The following is a 17,160-nucleotide window of genomic DNA, read 5'->3' as shown; positions in this document are numbered from 1 at the left end:
GCAAGAATGACTAATGAAGAGCGTAATAATCAACAACAGAAAATAGACTTAAGTACAAATAGCGATGCTTCTGAGCGTCCAAGGCATGATGAGTTATTTAAAAAAGTCATGAGTGAGCCTGTAGCTGCTCGTGAGTTTCTAGAACATTATTTGCCTACGTCATTTAAGAACAAGATTAACCTAAATAGTGTTAAAATAGAAAAAGAAAGCTTTGTGACTGAGGATTTAAGAAAAAGACTCAGCGATGTTGAGGGTGTCAGAAAGTTTGTGTAAGTTATAAAAATAGTTAAGAATAAAATTAATTAAAACAACTTACATGAGGCTAATATGAAAAATAAGAGCAAAGTATCAAATCCAACTATAGAAAAAGTAGTATCAGAAATACTATCACAAAGTGATCCATCTGAGATATTTGGCAAAGAAGGGATATTTCAGGAAATTAAAAAGCAGATAGTAAATAAGATTTTAGAGAAAGAAATGGAATCTCATATAGGTTATGAGAAACATTCTAAAAATGAGAAAGACTCAGATAACAGACATAATGGCAATTATGAAAAGACTCTAATAGATCCAGAAGGTCGTAAATTGAAAGTAGAAGTGCCAAGGGATCGGGACGGAGAATTTGAACCTCAACTAATTCCAAAAGGAGTGCGTAAATTTGAAGGATTTGATGATAAAGTAATATCCTTATATGCTCGGGGAATGACCATTAGGGAAATACAATGGCACTTAGAAGAACTATATGCCACCAAGGTATCATCTGAGTTAATATCAAAGGTAACTGATGGTATTTTAGAGGAAGTAACTGCCTGGCAGAATAGAGCACTTGATAATGTATATCCTATAATGTACTTAGATTGTATTCATGTTAAGGCAAGAGATAATCATGTAATAATAAATAAAGCAGTTTATATAGCTATTGGAGTGAATATGGAGGGCAAGAAAGAGCTATTAGGAATTTGGATAGGCAAGATGAAGGGTCTAAATTTTGGATGCAGGTAGTAACAGAACTTAAGAATCGAGGAGTTGAACAAATATATGTTGCATGTGTTGATGGTCTTAAGGGTTTTCCAGAGGCGATAAATAACATTTTTCCAAAAACCATAGTGCAGTTGTGTATTGTTCATATGGTAAGAAATTCTGTAAAATACGTATCATACAAAGATTTAAAAGCGGTAACAGCTGATTTAAAAGCAGTTTATTCTGCAATAAATGAAGCAGAGGGATTAAGAGAATTACAAAATTTTGCCAAAAAATGGGATGAAAAATATCCAGTTATTTTTGACATATGGCAACGAAATTGGTCTGGCATAGCTCCATTTTTTAGCTTTCCGGAAGACATTAGAAAAGCGATTTACACTACTAATGCTATTGAATCCACTAACCGTCAAATTCATAAAATTATTAAAAATAAAGGAGTGTTTCCAGATGACAAATCGATTCAGAAAATAATCTTTTTGGCGTTGACAAATGCCTCTAAAAAATGGACAATGCCTATTAAGAATTGGGCGATGGCTTTAAATCAATTTGCAATCCTTTGTGATACTACTTTACAAAATTGGGCAAATGGAGAGAAATCATACTTACACAAAGAATCTGACAGACCCTGCTTTCGCGGAAATGACATCGGCATTCTAATAACAATGCCCACTCGCAATACTTGCATTTATACCGAGAAAGAATTACCACAGCCGCATTTTGCTTTAGCTTGCGGATTACTAACGTTGAAATATGAACTGCCTAGCTCTTCTATAAAATCAAGAGTGCAATCCAGCATAAATTTTTGAGAGATAGGATCAATAATAATTGTAGCATTATGTTTAGTAATGACATAATCATCTTGTTCTATATTATCTTTTGAGACTAATTCATAATTATATATAAGACCTGAGCAGCCGCCGCTATCAACCGAAACTCTCAGTACTAAATTCTTATCTTTTTCTAGCTCTATTAACTTGTGAACTCGCTGAAAAGCTCTATCCGTAATTGTTATCATCACCAAAATTACCTTGTAAAAGTCTCATAAATTATATAGTATAATGAATATTTTTCAAGTATACTCGTATACTCGATGAACTTCAAAAATTGGCGTCGTCGTTCTACAAGAGCTTCGGTTCTCACGTATTAAGTATACGCTGCGATCCTCGCCTTGTGAACTCCTTGCTCTTTTTAAAGTTGATCTTCATATGCCGATTATTTATTTACAAAAAGTAATAAAGGATAACGATGCTAGCTTCATACGCTTCTGATCCTCTTAAAAGTAGGGGAAGATTATATAAGGAAATCCCAACATCTTATAGAAACGAGTTTGAACGTGATCGTGATCGCATTATACATACTAATGCATTTAGGCGTTTGCAATATAAAACTCAAGTTTTCATTAATCACGAGGGAGATCATTACAGAAATAGGCTAACTCATTCTCTAGAGGTTTCGACTGTTGCACGTTCAGTTGCTAATACTTTAAATTTATCAAGTGATTTAGCTGAGACAATAGCACTTGCTCACGATCTTGGGCATACGCCTTTCGGTCATGCGGGAGAGAGAGCTTTAAATGAATGTATGAGAGAGTATAATGGCTTTTCCCATAATGCTCAATCTTTAAAGATATTAACACTACTTGAAAAAAGATATGCGGCTTATAATGGAGTGAATTTAACATGGGAAGTATTAGAAGGAATAGTAAAACATAATGGTCCTATAACCAATGAAATAAATGAATATATAGCAGAGTATAATAAGCAAAATGATTTAGAACTTGATACGTATGCATCAGCAGAGGCTCAAATAGCAGCACTTGCCGATGATATTAGCTATATTTCGCATGATTTAGAAGATAGTATCGGTGCTAAAATTATCGATTTTAATAGTCTTACTGAACTTAAATATATTGATCAGCATGTTTTTGAACTCAAGTCAAAATTTAAAAATATTAGCTCCTCATGTCTGATTTATGAGGTAGTACGTAAGCTAATACATGAGTTAATTACCGATTTATTATGGCAAACAAAAGAAAATTTAAATAAAGAAAAAATTACTAATATAGACGAGATACGTAACTTGAATTATCAGATAGTGGATTTTACGGAAAAAACTAATGAACGTATTAAGGAAACTAAGAAGTTTTTACATGAGCGAGTTTATAAAAGTAATAAAATTACGGCCATCCGCCTTAAATGTACTAAAATCGTACAAGGTCTGTTTAAGGTTTATATGGATGATATTAATTTATTACCGGTTAATTGGAAAATGCTAATAGACTCTAATGAAACATATAGTAAAGCTAGAGTTATTGCCGATTATATAGCAGGTATGACTGATCGTTTTGCCATTCAGGAATATAATCAACTTTGTTCTCTGAATTTTAATAATATCTAAAAACTTAATTATGAATATATTTAATCAATTGAAACAAGATATAATTGCAGTAAGTCAGCAATTATATAATAATCAAGAAATAGCAAATACTGCTACTATTGAAACACCGAAAGATAGTTTTAACGGTGATTTATCAAGTAATATTGCAATGATTATTGCTGCTAAAGAAAGTATTTCTCCTCGGGAAGTGGCTTTAAAGTTTAAAGAAGTACTTATAACATTACCTTATATTGCAAGTATAGAAATAGCAGGACCGGGCTTTATTAATTTCACTATAAAAGCTGATAGTTGGCAGGCATCGATAAAAGATATTTTACAGCACGAAGAAAAATTTTTTGAAATTGATATAGATAAAAGCAGAAATATTAACATCGAGTATGTTTCGGCAAATCCCACCGGTCCAATGCATATAGGACATGCTAGGGGTGCAGTATATGGTGATGTGCTAGCAAGAATTTTGCAAAAGGTAGGTTACACTGTTACAAAAGAATATTATGTTAATGATGCAGGCTCACAAATAAATGATTTAGTTAGTACAGTATTATTACGTTATAGAGAGTCTTTAGGCGAAAAAATTACTATCCCTACCGGTTTATATCCTGGAGAATATTTAATCCCGCTCGGGCAAATTTTAGCGAAAGAATACGGTAATAAATTATTAACGATGGATGAAGCGGAAAGGTTCAAAATAGTCAAAAATTTTGCCGTAGAAAAAATGCTTGATTTAAATAGAAAAGATTTAGAGGACCTCGGTATTAAACATAATATATTTTTTTCTGAACAGTCATTGCATGATAAAGGCGAGATAGAAGAAACAGTTAAATTACTTACCGGTATGGGGTTAATTTATGAAGGAACGCTCCCTGCTCCTAAAGGTAAAGTTCACGATGAATGGGATAACAGAGTTCAAAAATTATTTAAATCTACTAAGTACGGTGATAGTCAAGATCGTCCTATAGAAAAAGCTGACGGAAGTTGGTCTTATTTTGCTTCCGATCTTGCATATGCTAAGGATAAAATAGATAGAGGAGCGAGTCACTTAATCTACGTACTTGGTGCGGATCATAGCGGATATGTTAAAAGAATTGAGGCAATAGTTAAGGCTCTAGGCAAAGAGCAGCAGGTTAAAGTAGACGTTAAAATCTGTCAATTGGTCAATTTCGTTGAAAACGGTGTGCCGGTTAAAATGTCAAAACGTCTTGGGAGCTTTGCTAGTGTGCAAGATGTAAATCATGAGGTGGGGAAAGATATCATAAGATTTATGATGTTGACTAGACAAAATGATAAGCCGCTTGATTTTGATTTAGTAAAAGTAAAAGAACAATCAAGAGAAAATCCTATCTTTTACGTACAATATGCCCATGTAAGAACAATATCGATTTTATCGAAAGCTATGGCACTAATGCCGAAATATTATAATGACTTTGAAGAAGGTAAGTATGATTTATCTTTATTATCATCAGAAGAAGAGATTGAAATCATAAAACTTTTAGCTGCGTGGACAAAAACATTAGAAGCATCTGCAAAATATTTTGAACCGCATCGCATCGCATTTTATTTAATAAACTTAGCTTCAAAATTTCATTCTATATGGAATTTCGGTAAAGAAAATAGAGACTATAGATTTGTAATTGAAAACAATAAAGAATTAACTCTAGCACGCCTTGCTCTTGCTAAAGCTATACAAAAAGTTATAGCTAGCGGCCTTGAAGTGATAGGTGTAGAACCGATGAACAAAATGTAATTGTATACTCGATGAATTTCAAAAATTGGCTATGTTGTTCTACAAGAGCTGCGGTTCTCACGTATTAAGTATACGTTGTGGTCCTCGCCTTGTGAACTTCTTGCTCTTTTTGAAATTGATCTTTGTCTACTAATTTTTCATTTACTAAATATGATCAATAATATTTTTATTAAAATATTTCTAGTGTGCTTAATATGTATATCCGCTATTTATTTTGGTTATCAATATTATCAGAATAGCAAACCGGTAATTACTATTTATCCTGATGAGCTGCCTACAAAAATAAAACCGTCTATAATAGAAAATAACCAAATAGCAGCAGTACATAGTACGATATATGAAAATCTTATTGCTAAAGATACAAATATTAAAACCGTAAAATTGCTTCCTGACCCTGAGAAACCTATGAGTATAGATTCTCGTAACCAAAGTCAAAGCGATGAATCTTTTGATGAAATATCTAACCTTATTGCATTAATAGAGCCAAATAATAACTCCAAAAATGAAACGGATTTAAATATAATAAAGCTTGAAAAAGGAAGTAAAGATAAGTCTAATAATCCTAAAAATTGTAAAAATAATGAAAGTTATAAAGTACAACTAGGTTCGGTAAAATCTGAAGCAGAAGCAATGAAAGAAGGGGAAAGAATAAAAAAGAAATTCCCGAAAATTCTTAAAAATGTTGTTATCACAACCAAAAAAGTTAAATATGACGACGGCAAATTTTTCTATTTAATCTTAGCCGGTGATTATAGTAGTCTTAGTCAAGCTAAAGCGGTTTGTAAGAAATTAGCTTATAACAAGCAGAGTTGTGTGTTGAAGTGATATTTGTATACTCTATGTCATTCCCGCGGAAGCGGGAAGCCAGTAAAATATATAAAACACGTTTTTATATATTTATTTTATTAATAGTATATAATTTTGTACCTATATTAAGGTTATTTTTTCTGGATCCCTGCGAAAGCAGGGATGACATCGAATGCGTTTTCTGAACCACGCAACAATGCCTCGCAGGAATGACATAGGAGTCATGTAACAAAAACAAATACACAATCACTTATGAAAGAAGCTAAAATAGAAAATATTGACTTTGCTAATGCATTATCGGAGCGTTATCTTGCTTATGCGTTGTCGACAATTATGTCACGTTCGCTTCCTGACGTACGTGACGGACTCAAGCCTGTACATCGTAGATTATTATACGCAATGCTACAGCTAAGGCTTGAGCCGAATTCCGGTTATAAGAAGTGTGCAAGGGTGGTCGGTGATGTAATAGGTAAATATCACCCGCACGGTGATGTGGCAGTGTATGATACCTTGGTACGCCTTGCTCAGCATTTTTCGTTGCGTTATCCTTTAATTGATGGACAGGGTAATTTCGGCTCTATCGACGGTGATAATGCGGCGGCTATGCGTTATACCGAATCACGTATGACGGAAATATGTACGTTATTAATGGAGGACATCGATAAAGATACGGTAGATTTTCGCCCTACTTATGATGATTCCGATTTAGAACCGGTAATAATGCCGGCAAGTTTTCCGAATTTACTAGCTAATGGTTCTGAAGGGATAGCAGTCGGTATGGCAACCAATATACCGCCGCATAATTTACATGAGCTTTGTGATGCTCTAATACATTTAATCAACCACCCGAAAGCTGAAATTAATGATATAATGAACTTTATCAAAGGTCCTGATTTCCCGACCGGCGGCATAATTATTGATAAAGCTGAAGTTATTAATGCTGCATATACTACTGGACGCAGTAGTCTTAGAGTGAGAAGCAGATGGGAAAAAGAGGAGCTAAGTTACGGTACATATCAGATAGTCGTAACCGAGATACCTTATCAGGTTCAGAAATCAAAACTTATAGAACAAATAGCAATATTACTAAAGGATAAAAAAATCCCGCTTGTTAGCAATATTAGAGATGAATCAACTGATATTATTAGATTAATTATCGAACCTAGAGATCGTAGTTGTGATCCGCAAATAGTTATGGAATCTCTATTTAAGCTAACGAATTTAGAAAGCCGCATTCAGCTAAATATGAATGTAATCGGCAGTAATAACGTGCCGAGAGTAATGAATATTTTAGAGATTTTACAAGAGTTTCTAGATCATAGACAAAATATTGTTACTCGCAGATCAACATATCTTTTGAATAAAATCAAGCATCGTTTAGAAATTCTAGAAGGGCTTAGGATAGCTTATCTAAATCTTGATGAAATCATTAAAATTATTCGTGAAGAGGATGAGCCAAAAGCGATAATGATGGAGCGGTTTAAACTAACCGAAATACAAGTAGAAGCAATATTAAATACTCGTCTTCGCTCGTTACGCAAACTTGAAGAGCAGGAAATTATTAATGAGCATAGTAATTTGCAGAAGCAACAAGCTATATTAGAAGAGATTTTAAATAATCCTAAAGAACTATGGAAAATAGTTAAAAAAGAAATCAAAGCAGTACAAACGAAATTCGGATTAAATACAGTAATAGGAGCTAGACGTACAAGCTTTGAAGAAGTAACGCTTACGAATCAAGTAGTTGATATAACGGCTTTCATTACTAAAGAACCGATTACTATTATCTGCTCAAAAATGGGGTGGGTACGTTCGTTAAAAGGTCATAACACCGATTTATCGACTATTAAATATAAAGAAGGTGATGCAGAAAAATTTATTTTAGAAGCTTACACGACTGATAAAATATTAATAGTTAGTTCAGAAGGGAGGTTTTTTACATTACTTGCTGATAATATTTCCAAAGGTAAAGGAACGGGAGAATCTATAAAGCTACTTGTGGATATAGGGAATAATGATATTACTAATATTTTAGTCTATAAGCCTGATCAGCTTTTATTACTTGCAAGTAGCATAGGTAAGGGTTTTTTAGTTAATTCAAACGAAGTAATAGCTCAAACAAAAACAGGAAAGCAAATTATGAATGTACCGGATGGTCATGCATGTATAGCTTGTTTACCTGTAAACGGGGATAGTATTGCTTGTATCGGTGAAAGCCGTAAATTACTGGTATTTAATGTAGATGAAATACCTGAAATGAAAAAAGGGCAAGGTGTAACGCTGCAAAAATTTAAGAATGCAAAACTTTTAGATATTAAAATATTTAATAAAGAAGATGGCTTAGGCTGGAATAACAATGGAAAAGTAAAGCTCGAGAAAAATATTATTGCATTTTTAGGAAAAAGAGGTAGTACCGGTAAATTACCTCCTATGGGTTTCCCAAAAAATAATAGATTTTCATCATAATTATAATAAAGATTGAATATATACAAAAAAAACAGCATATTTTATATGGTTTGATACAAGCGAATTATTTACAAATTCGCTTGTACCGTTCTATTATTAAAAGTTTTTATAGGCTTTTAAATTCATCTTGCCTATTTAAAATTAATAGATGTTACTATCTCTTACTCCTATAACATCAACTTGATCATCCTGATGACCTTCCTCTAACTGATAATATGTAAAATCTTCATTATTATTACTGAAAAGGTTATAAACACCAGTTAAGAGCTATTACTATCTTTGAAAAATTGAATTATAGTAGAACAATCCTCTTTAATTATATCTATTAAAGGTTCTCCGATAGCAGTAGCAGCCGCCATAGGTGCTGGTACCTTTTTATTGCATCAAATTTGCTTATAACGTGGTTGTTAGTAATTTTGTTAACTCTTACAATAATACTTATATCCGATTTTTTAGTTTATAGTTCTGAACAGTTTTTAGAAAGTCCTCGATGTTATCCCTGTGAGGCTTTGTTGCGTGGAATGATTTTTCAGTTGTCATGCTGCGACTTGAGTGCGGTATCCAGCTTAAAATACTAATTTCTCTAGATACCGTGATCAAGCCACGGTATGACATGGAAAATTTGATGATGTATTATCTATAGATCATTAAAATTTAAGTTTTGTACCTATAAGACCAACAGTACCTCGTGTTGTTTTACTAGGTGCTTCAGGGTAATATACAGGTTTACCTTTAGCTTGGAAATGAGAAATTTCAGCATATGGTAATAAACCAGGCATGATCTTATATTCAGTAGCAAGGCTTACAGCATCAACGGTGTTTTTATATCTTGAAGTTTTGAGATATTCAAGACTTGTTTTTATAGGTCCTTGTCCATAAGCAACTGCTCCATTGTAATAATAGGTATCACGACCGACTTTATAATATTCTTTAGCGGTTAAGCTTTTACCTAAATTACCGTAAGAAGCCCCACAAGAGAAATTACCATAAGTAAATACGGCTCCAAGATTATATGCTTTTAAATTAGAAAGCTTATAAGTATTCAATACTTCTACTACTTTAGTTCCGTCCATTTTAGCATGAATAAGACGACGAGCAGGTTTACCGTACTCTCCGGTAACGGATAATTTTAAGTCTGCATCTTCGCTAATTTCATGTTCATAAGTTAAGCCAGCAGAAAAAGCATCTCTAACATTCTGATTAATAGTCATAGTTTCATTATTCTCTAATTTAACCGTCTTTATTCCGGTTCTAGAAACACTAACCCCGTTTCTTCCTGACCTTTCAAGCGTTAAATTATTTATATCTTTGTTACCGCCCGTATTAGCAGTATCGGGAGTATAAGAGATACCGGCTTGGAAGCCTTTCATTTTAGGCGTAAAAAAGTTTAATCTTCTAGCTCTCTCAGCTTTATCATTGATTTGATCAAAATAATTCGAGTATGATTCAAGATAAAAACTAGCACTAGTATCAAAATCCGGTTTTAAGCCTTTATACCTCATATACTGACCGTCAAGTAGAGCATATCTACACCATCCTCCGGTACCTGCAGTTACTTGACTACCGGTAATACGCAATTTAGCACTTGCATCAGCAGGAGAGCCGAGTTCTACTTTACCGTAACTAGTTTTAATAAAGATATGTGATCCATTATAACTTGTAGAGGTTTTTGCTCTTGTAGTAGGCTGAAGCACTATTTTAGCACCTGCTATTACATCATTGATAGTTTTAGTAATAGTTGCTGCAAACGCTGCTTCCGTGTAAAACCCTAGCTTTTTCCTGTTATCAGTTACATTTTTATCAAATAAAATTAAATGATCCTGTTTAATATAACCGTTTTCAAATAAATAGAACCCTTCTAATTTTATTTCAGTATCAGAATTAGAAATAACAGGTGTTGGATTTTCTTCGGCAAGACCAGCCGATGCAAGGCAAATAGTACTTGCAGCTAATAATAATTTTTTCATTTTAATAAAGTCCCTATAAACTTAAATAATAAAATTTACTACTACAAAATAAATTTTTTAGTATTAATAAATATAAATCAACTACGCTAGAATATAATAATCTTTTCAGAATTGACAATAAAAAACTATTTTAATTTGTAATAATTTAATTTTAAGTATATAATGTTGTATTATTATCACTATCATTATCATTATTCAAGTAGTCTCAGACTTATAGTTTTAAAGAAAAATTTTGTATTGTAAATAATTATGAGTTATAATCATTAGTTTATTAATTAAATTAAGTTTTGATTATGGCTATAATGTCAGATAAGTGGATAAAAGAAGCTATTATAAATCAAAGTATGATAAGGCCCTTTGCGGAAAAGCAGGTAAGAGTTCATAATAAAGAAAAGATTATTTCTTACGGCTTATCTTCTTACGGCTATGATGCTAGAGTATCTAATGAATTTAAAATATTTACCAATATAAATTCTACTACGGTTGATCCAAAAAATTTCAGTGAATATAATTTAGTTGATAGAGAAGTAGATGTGTGTATTATTCCACCTAATAGTTTTGCCCTTGGCAGAACTATAGAATATTTTAAAATACCGCGTGATGTATTAGTTATTTGTGTCGGCAAGTCCACTTATGCAAGATGCGGTATAATAGTAAATGTGACTCCGTTAGAACCAGAATGGGAAGGACATGTAACTTTAGAGTTTTCTAATACTACTCCATTACCTGCTAAAATATATGCAAATGAAGGAGCTTGTCAGTTTTTATTTTTAAAAAGTGATCAAATTTGTGATACTTCATATGCCGATCGACAAGGAAAATATATGAAACAAGTAGGCGTAACTTTACCTTTAACATAACTTTTTTATGTAAAAAATTATATTAAATTTTTAATAAGGATTTTTATGAGTACAATAAACACTGATACTAATGAGGCAATGCCGCATATTTCCGTTAATGCACAATATATAAAAGATTTATCTCTTGAGAACCCTTCTGCCCCGTCTTCTCTTGCGGCTTTGGATCAACGCCCTCAAATTGATTTATCTCTAGATATAAATATTACTAATTTATCGGAAGAAAATTTCTATGAAGTAGAATTAAATATCGAAGCAATCGCAAGAAATGAAAAATATAAATTATTTCAGATAGAATTAAAATATGCCGGAGTATTTAATTTAATTAATATTGATGCTGAACAACATCCGATTTTATTATCAGTTCATTGTCCGGCAATGATATTTCCATTTGCTAGAAAAATTATAGCTAGTTGTACTCAAGATGCAGGATTCCAGCCTTTAATGATTGATCCTATAGATTTTGGTGCCTTATATCATAAAAAAATGTCGGAGCATCAAAACTAAGCAAATCATTTAATTATTTAATAAATTTCGTTTTAAACGCCATGGTTTTTAAATCACAGATAGAGCTTAATAGTAAAAATTTTATCAATTTGATTAAATATTCTTTACTTATGTAATTAATGAATGTATAAAGCACTAGATAAAAAATTATAATTTAGTTAACAATAATTAACTGTAATTAAATTATAGCACAATATAAAAATTGAATTTTATGGAGAAAAATAGTGAGAGTTTTGTTAATTGAAGACGAGCCGGAAATGGCTAACTTAATTGAGCTAACTTTAGCTTCAGAAGGGATAGTTTGCGACAAAGCTTCAGTTGGTGTGGAAGGTTTAAGACTTGGTAAAGTCGGTGGTTATGATCTAGTGATTTTAGACCTTATGTTACCGGATATTAATGGTTTTGAGATATTACTAAGATTGCGTGCTGCCAAAATAAAAACTCCAATCTTAATTTTATCTAGCTTAACGGATACGGATCAAAAAATTACCGGTTTCTCTTCCGAAGCCGATGATTATCTAACCAAGCCGTTTGTAAGAGAGGAATTAATTGCTAGAATTAAAGCTATAGTTAGACGTTCTAAAGGGCATGCAGCATCAGTATTTAGGTTTGATAAGGTTAGCGTAAACCTAGATACTAGAAGTGTAGAAGTTGACGGCAAAAAGGTACATTTGACGAACAAAGAATATGCTATTTTAGAGCTATTAATACTCCGAAGAGGAACTATCTTAACTAAAGAAATGTTCTTAAATCACTTATATAGTAGTGTTGACGAACCGGAAATGAAAATTATTGACGTATTTATTTGTAAACTTCGTAAAAAGTTAAGTGATGCTGCCGGCGGTAGAGATTATATCGACACAGTATGGGGACGCGGTTATATGCTAAAAGAATATGATGAATTACAACAAAAAGAAATTTTAGCACAAGGAGCATAATTAATGCCTTTATCTACTTCTTTACTTGGTAAAAAAAGTACTTATAAAGATAGTTATGATGCGACTTTATTATTTAAAATTCCACGTATAAATAATCGAAACGCACTGGGAATAAATAGTAATAATCTTCCGTTTTACGGTGTAGATGTTTGGAATACATATGAACTATCTTGTCTTAATAAGAACGGTAAGCCATGGGTTGGAGTAGGCACTTTTTATATACCGACGGATTCTGAAAATATAGTAGAGTCAAAATCATTTAAATTATATCTAAATTCTTTTAATAACTTTGTTGTTGAATCAATAGAAGCACTAGAAAGAATTATCTTGCAGGATCTAAGTAATGTTACATACGCTAAAGTAACAGGACGGATATTGCCTATAAATACAAAAATAGAATTTGGTGTTCCAAGCGGTAAAAATATCGATGATTTAGATATAGTATGCAATAATTACGGTCCACCCGATAATAGTTTAATTGAATATGAAGATGTTTTGGTAGAAGAAGAGATTAATTCTAATTTACTAAAATCAAATTGCTTAGTAACCGGTCAACCGGATTGGGGTACAATCGTTATAAAATATAAAGGAAAAAAGTTAAAACATGATTATTTCCTGAAATATCTAATATCTTTTAGAAATTGTAATGAGTTTGCAGAGCAGTGTGCCGAGCGTATTTTTACAGACATTAAAAACGCTATAAATCCTGATTTTCTTTCTATTTATATAGTATATACTAGGCGTGGAGGAATTGATATTTGTCCCTGTCGTTCTACCGATAAAAGTTATACTTTACCTAGCGATAAACGACTTATTAGGCAATAAATCACTTTTTTAATCCATAAAAAAATCCGTTTGCGAGAAAATTGCATGGCAATTGACTAAGCAAGAAAGTAAAAAAATTCTGTAAATCAGAATTTTTTTATTATTTTTTTTGGATTGCCACGCAGTCTATGACTGCTCGCAATGACGATTAATTATCCATACAACAATGCCCTGGTGATTTGTGTTTAAAGAAGTCAAGATAATTTGTTTATATTGCTCCTGCCAAGGTCGTTTGTTTTTAACAATGTTATTGATAATTATTATTATCTTTCGCATTACAGCAGTAAGAGCTAATTTTTTGGCCTTTCCTTTTTCTACAAGTCTTTTATAAAAAGGTTTAACTGCAGAATTACATCTTACAGACATAACAGCTGCCATATATAATGCTGCCCGTACCGTTTTTCTACCACCTTTAGTTTTTGCTTTAAATCTTGTTTTGCCACTTTCCTTACAGTGAGGTGCTACCCCTACTAAAGAAGCTTATTTGTTTACAATTTAAATTACCAAGCTCCGGTAATTCTGTAATTAAGGTTATTGCTATAATCGAGCCAATACCTGGAATAGTAATGAGTAAATTATAATTTCTTTATAACTTTCTAGATTTAAAATAAGATGTAATATAAGCTTTTCTACTTCTTCCTTTTGGCTATTAAGTAAATCAATAACATTATTTATACTATTAATTATTTTTTGATTAGTAACTCTACGTAAGCGATTGTGTTCAGATACTATCATAGTAATTAATTGGTTACGTCTAGCTGTAAGTTCTTTTAATTCTTTTTCTATCTCATTCGCTACTTTTCTAGATTCAGGGTTAATTTTTTCTGCAAATAATGCTAACATTTGTGCATCGATGGTATCAGTTTTTGTAAACTTACCTCTCATAGTTCTAAATGCTGATGTAAAATAAGGATTAACTACTGACACCAAATATCCTGCTTTTTATAAGGTGTTTGCCGCTTTATATTCAAGCCTACCGGTAGCTTCAATTACAATTTTAGCAATACTATAACCTGCTATATATTCGGCTAGCTCATTAATGCCTTTTTGATCATTATTAAAAACTTTATATTTATTCAATGGGTGTAACCAGACGTCTAAAGTATCTTCAGATACATCGATACCTATAAAAATATGCTTTGTTATGTTTTTCTCTCCTGTCCTATGTACGAGCTAGGGGGTTATTCACTTGATCTTAATGGTTGATCGTGAATAACCCCTTGCTCTATTGATTGTTTGGAACCAAATTAAGTAAGGAGTAACACACCGGGGCACGGTTCATTAATTATAATTAAATTAATAACCTGACCACCATCGTTACCTCCTTACAGTATCTAGAATTATGCATTATTCTAAACACTTATTAAATACATAGACTATGCAGGAATGACATAAACAAGCCACGCAATAACGCTGATCAAGGCGGGCACTCAGAAAATAATTCACGTAAGCAAGCTTTTTGCAGGATAGAAGTGAGTATAATTTTATGATTCTTTTATAGGATTTTATGGAGGCTTTAGGCTTTCTACTATTTTATTCAGGTCTATTTGACTACAGATCCCCAGTAATACAGGATCACGAGGACGAATAGAATTCATATTCCAATGGCTACGGGTTCTAATAGCATCTATAGTAGTTTTAGTAGTACCTATTAATTTAATTATTTGATGGTCTTGGATGTTCGGATAATTAGACAATAACCAATATATAGCATCTGGTTTATCTTGACGTCTTGCTATAGGAGTGTATTTAGCACGCTGTTTTTTCTGATTTTTCATCAATTCATCAGCAGGGCTATATGAAATTTGTAAATTAGTATTAGGATCTTTACTGCAACGCTCAATTTCCTCTAAAGTTAACTGACCATTTGCAATTGGATTTAAACCTTTTATAGATTGTGCTACTTCACCGTCAGCCATACCTTTTATTTCAAATTCATGAATACCGCAAAAATCGGCAATTTGTTTAAAAGTTAAAGAAGTATTTTCAATTAACCACATAGCCGTGGCTTTTGGCAGAAGCGGTAATGTTTTTTGCGAATTCATGATAATTGTTTTTTGGCTTAATTTAAGAAGTTATAACAAATAGAGTTATTTAAGTCAATCTTCATTTAGAAACTTAACTATCTCCTCAACTACTTTCTTAGCATCGCCGAATAACATAAAAGTATTATCGTGATAAAATAGTTCATTTTCTATACCTGCATATCCTGATGCCATAGAGCGTTTAATAAACAAAATCGTACGTGCTTTTTCGACATCGAGTACCGGCATACCGTAAATTGGACTATTCGAATCATTTTTAGCAGCAGGATTAGTTACGTCATTTGCCCCAATCACAAGCACTACGTCAGTGGTAGCGAAATCTCTATTAATTTCTTCAAGCTCAAGTACTTTCTCATAATCTATATTAGCTTCTGCAAGTAAAACATTCATATGTCCAGGCATTCTACCTGCTACCGGATGTACGGCAAAACGTACATTAATATCTGAACGTTCTAATATATCAACCATCTCTTTTATGATATACTGAGACTGGGCTACTGCCATACCGTAACCGGGAACAATTATCACCGACGATGCATTAAGTAGTAAATGTGCTGCATCTTCAGGGTAGTTTGTTTTTGCTATTTTATCGTCGTCTATATCTTTGCTAATTCCTACAGGAGTAGGGAAAAATGCTCCAAAAATAACCTTGATTAATGAGCGGTTCATAGCTTTGCACATTATATAGCTAAGTATAGCTCCGCTACTGCCGACCAATGCCCCGGTAATAATAAGTAGGCTATTGCTAAGCGTAAACCCTATACCTGCTGCCGCAAAACCTGAATAAGAATTTAGCATTGATACTATAATAGGCATATCTGCACCGCCCACCGGTATTATTAGTAATACTCCGATTAACAGCGATAAAAAGACTATTAGATTAAATAAAAATATATTCTCTGAACGAATAAACGATATTATCAAAAGAACTAATATTATTGCCGTTAATAAGCATATATATTGCTGACCGTAGAATTTTAACGGGCTACTTTTCATTAAGCCTTGTAGTTTTAGAAAAGCTATAACCGAACCGCTAAAAGTTAAAGCACCTATAGAGACGCCTAAGGATATTTCTATCAAAGAACTAATAGGTAAGCTCCCTGCCATACCTATAGAAAAATTTTCAGGTGCAAGTATCGTAGCGTAAGCTACAAATACTGCAGCAAGACCGATAAAAGAGTGAAAACCTGCGACTAATTGAGGCATTGCCATCATAGAAATTTTAAGTGCAATAATTCCTCCTATTATACCGCCCAATAATATAGTGGTTATAATGGGTAATTTATGAGTAAAATCCGGTAGGAAAAAAGTAACGCCGACTGCTATCGCCATCCCCAAAATACCTATGGTACTACCTAAACATGCTTGTTTTTGTGAGGATAAAAACTTTAGCGACAGAATAAAACAAATAGCGGAAGCTAAATATAGTAATTGGATAATCTGCAGAGACATGGGTGAATTTATTTAATAATTTAGAAACGTCATTGCGAGGAGGTTTATCTGCATTGATACCAAATAGGCTGCGTGGCAATCTCATGAAAATAACAAACTCCTGAGATTGCTTCGTCAATTACTTTGTAATTTCCTCGCAATGACGGCTCAGTTCATACAACAATGTCTCTTCGC

14 protein-coding genes and 3 pseudogenes are annotated in these 17,160 nt (G+C 32.7%); 10 read left to right on the top strand and 7 right to left on the bottom strand.

Going from position 1 to position 17,160, the window contains the following annotated elements; genetic code table 11:
- Positions 1-6: 6 nt before the first annotated feature.
- Positions 7-249 (top strand): annotated as a pseudogene (locus RAS_RS00825) (Rpn family recombination-promoting nuclease/putative transposase); the annotation flags it as partial.
- A gap of 78 nt (positions 250-327) precedes the next feature.
- Positions 328-1,535 (top strand): annotated as a pseudogene (locus tag RAS_RS00820) (IS256 family transposase); the annotation flags it as partial.
- Between the two features lie 131 nt (positions 1,536-1,666).
- On the opposite strand, the gene RAS_RS00815 reads toward RAS_RS00820, so the two are convergent.
- A complete protein-coding gene (locus tag RAS_RS00815; protein ID WP_147141453.1) occupies positions 1,667-1,999 on the bottom strand; it encodes an iron-sulfur cluster assembly accessory protein in 333 nt (110 codons plus the stop codon).
- Positions 2,000-2,226: 227 nt separating this feature from the next.
- On the opposite strand from RAS_RS00815, the gene RAS_RS00810 reads away from it, so the two are divergent.
- From RAS_RS00810 to parC, 4 genes are all read left to right on the top strand, one after another.
- Positions 2,227-3,378: a deoxyguanosinetriphosphate triphosphohydrolase gene (locus tag RAS_RS00810; RefSeq protein ID WP_147141449.1), complete on the top strand. Its 1,152-nt coding sequence runs from the start codon at positions 2,227-2,229 to the stop codon at positions 3,376-3,378.
- Positions 3,379-3,388: 10 nt separating this feature from the next.
- Positions 3,389-5,122: an arginine--tRNA ligase gene (gene argS / locus RAS_RS00805; protein ID WP_147141446.1), complete on the top strand. Its 1,734-nt coding sequence runs from the start codon at positions 3,389-3,391 to the stop codon at positions 5,120-5,122.
- Between the two features lie 150 nt (positions 5,123-5,272).
- Positions 5,273-5,947 (top strand): SPOR domain-containing protein, encoded by a 675-nt coding sequence (locus RAS_RS00795; protein WP_147141443.1) that lies wholly within the window; start codon positions 5,273-5,275, stop codon positions 5,945-5,947.
- 234 nt (positions 5,948-6,181) lie between these two features.
- Positions 6,182-8,395 carry a DNA topoisomerase IV subunit A gene (gene parC, locus RAS_RS00790; protein ID WP_147141441.1) on the top strand — a complete coding sequence of 738 codons (2,214 nt, stop codon included), beginning with the start codon at positions 6,182-6,184 and terminating at the stop codon, positions 8,393-8,395.
- Between the two features lie 647 nt (positions 8,396-9,042).
- Here parC and RAS_RS00785 read toward each other — a convergent pair.
- On the bottom strand, positions 9,043-10,362 hold the full coding sequence (locus tag RAS_RS00785; protein ID WP_147141437.1) for a porin: 1,320 nt from the start codon (positions 10,360-10,362) through the stop codon (positions 9,043-9,045).
- Positions 10,363-10,655: 293 nt separating this feature from the next.
- Here RAS_RS00785 and dcd point away from each other — a divergent pair, with 293 nt between their 5' ends.
- From dcd to queF, 4 genes are all read left to right on the top strand, one after another.
- On the top strand, positions 10,656-11,222 hold the full coding sequence (gene dcd, locus RAS_RS00780; RefSeq protein ID WP_147141434.1) for a dCTP deaminase: 567 nt from the start codon (positions 10,656-10,658) through the stop codon (positions 11,220-11,222).
- Between the two features lie 45 nt (positions 11,223-11,267).
- A complete protein-coding gene (gene secB / locus RAS_RS00775) occupies positions 11,268-11,726 on the top strand; it encodes a protein-export chaperone SecB (RefSeq protein WP_010420460.1) in 459 nt (152 codons plus the stop codon).
- Positions 11,727-11,950: 224 nt separating this feature from the next.
- Positions 11,951-12,664, top strand: coding sequence for a response regulator transcription factor CtrA (gene ctrA / locus RAS_RS00770; protein WP_147141430.1), 714 nt, complete (start codon positions 11,951-11,953; stop codon positions 12,662-12,664).
- Positions 12,665-12,667: 3 nt separating this feature from the next.
- A complete protein-coding gene (queF, locus tag RAS_RS00765; RefSeq protein WP_147141427.1) occupies positions 12,668-13,489 on the top strand; it encodes an NADPH-dependent 7-cyano-7-deazaguanine reductase QueF in 822 nt (273 codons plus the stop codon).
- A gap of 126 nt (positions 13,490-13,615) precedes the next feature.
- Here the strand turns inward: queF and RAS_RS09220 are convergent.
- The 5 genes and pseudogenes from RAS_RS09220 to RAS_RS00745 all read right to left on the bottom strand — a co-directional run.
- A pseudogene (locus tag RAS_RS09220) lies at positions 13,616-13,957 on the bottom strand (transposase); the annotation flags it as partial.
- Positions 13,958-14,026: 69 nt separating this feature from the next.
- Positions 14,027-14,416 (bottom strand): IS110 family transposase, encoded by a 390-nt coding sequence (locus tag RAS_RS00755; protein ID WP_172616097.1) that lies wholly within the window; start codon positions 14,414-14,416, stop codon positions 14,027-14,029.
- 15 nt (positions 14,417-14,431) lie between these two features.
- Positions 14,432-14,569: a hypothetical protein gene (locus RAS_RS08395; protein ID WP_172616098.1), complete on the bottom strand. Its 138-nt coding sequence runs from the start codon at positions 14,567-14,569 to the stop codon at positions 14,432-14,434.
- Positions 14,570-14,994: 425 nt separating this feature from the next.
- Positions 14,995-15,534 carry a cell cycle transcriptional regulator TrcR gene (locus RAS_RS00750; RefSeq protein ID WP_147141421.1) on the bottom strand — a complete coding sequence of 180 codons (540 nt, stop codon included), beginning with the start codon at positions 15,532-15,534 and terminating at the stop codon, positions 14,995-14,997.
- A gap of 54 nt (positions 15,535-15,588) precedes the next feature.
- On the bottom strand, positions 15,589-16,986 hold the full coding sequence (locus RAS_RS00745) for an NAD(P)(+) transhydrogenase (Re/Si-specific) subunit beta (protein ID WP_147141418.1): 1,398 nt from the start codon (positions 16,984-16,986) through the stop codon (positions 15,589-15,591).
- Positions 16,987-17,160 lie beyond the last annotated feature (174 nt).

Origin of the sequence: Rickettsia asiatica (assembly GCF_007989425.1) — a bacterium.
Classification (GTDB): domain Bacteria; phylum Pseudomonadota; class Alphaproteobacteria; order Rickettsiales; family Rickettsiaceae; genus Rickettsia; species Rickettsia helvetica.
Note: the sequence above shows the minus strand (reverse complement) of the source record. Positions and strands in the feature narration are given on the sequence as shown.

Coding starts and splice junctions, on each gene's coding strand:
- secB (WP_010420460.1), top strand. CDS start 11,268: ATGAGTACAATAAACACTGATACTAATGAGGCAATGCCGCATATTTCC.
- parC (WP_147141441.1), top strand. CDS start 6,182: ATGAAAGAAGCTAAAATAGAAAATATTGACTTTGCTAATGCATTATCG.
- RAS_RS00750 (WP_147141421.1), bottom strand. CDS start 15,534: ATGAATTCGCAAAAAACATTACCGCTTCTGCCAAAAGCCACGGCTATG.
- queF (WP_147141427.1), top strand. CDS start 12,668: ATGCCTTTATCTACTTCTTTACTTGGTAAAAAAAGTACTTATAAAGAT.
- argS (WP_147141446.1), top strand. CDS start 3,389: ATGAATATATTTAATCAATTGAAACAAGATATAATTGCAGTAAGTCAG.
- RAS_RS00785 (WP_147141437.1), bottom strand. CDS start 10,362: ATGAAAAAATTATTATTAGCTGCAAGTACTATTTGCCTTGCATCGGCT.
- RAS_RS00795 (WP_147141443.1), top strand. CDS start 5,273: ATGATCAATAATATTTTTATTAAAATATTTCTAGTGTGCTTAATATGT.
- RAS_RS00810 (WP_147141449.1), top strand. CDS start 2,227: ATGCTAGCTTCATACGCTTCTGATCCTCTTAAAAGTAGGGGAAGATTA.
- dcd (WP_147141434.1), top strand. CDS start 10,656: ATGGCTATAATGTCAGATAAGTGGATAAAAGAAGCTATTATAAATCAA.
- RAS_RS00745 (WP_147141418.1), bottom strand. CDS start 16,986: ATGTCTCTGCAGATTATCCAATTACTATATTTAGCTTCCGCTATTTGT.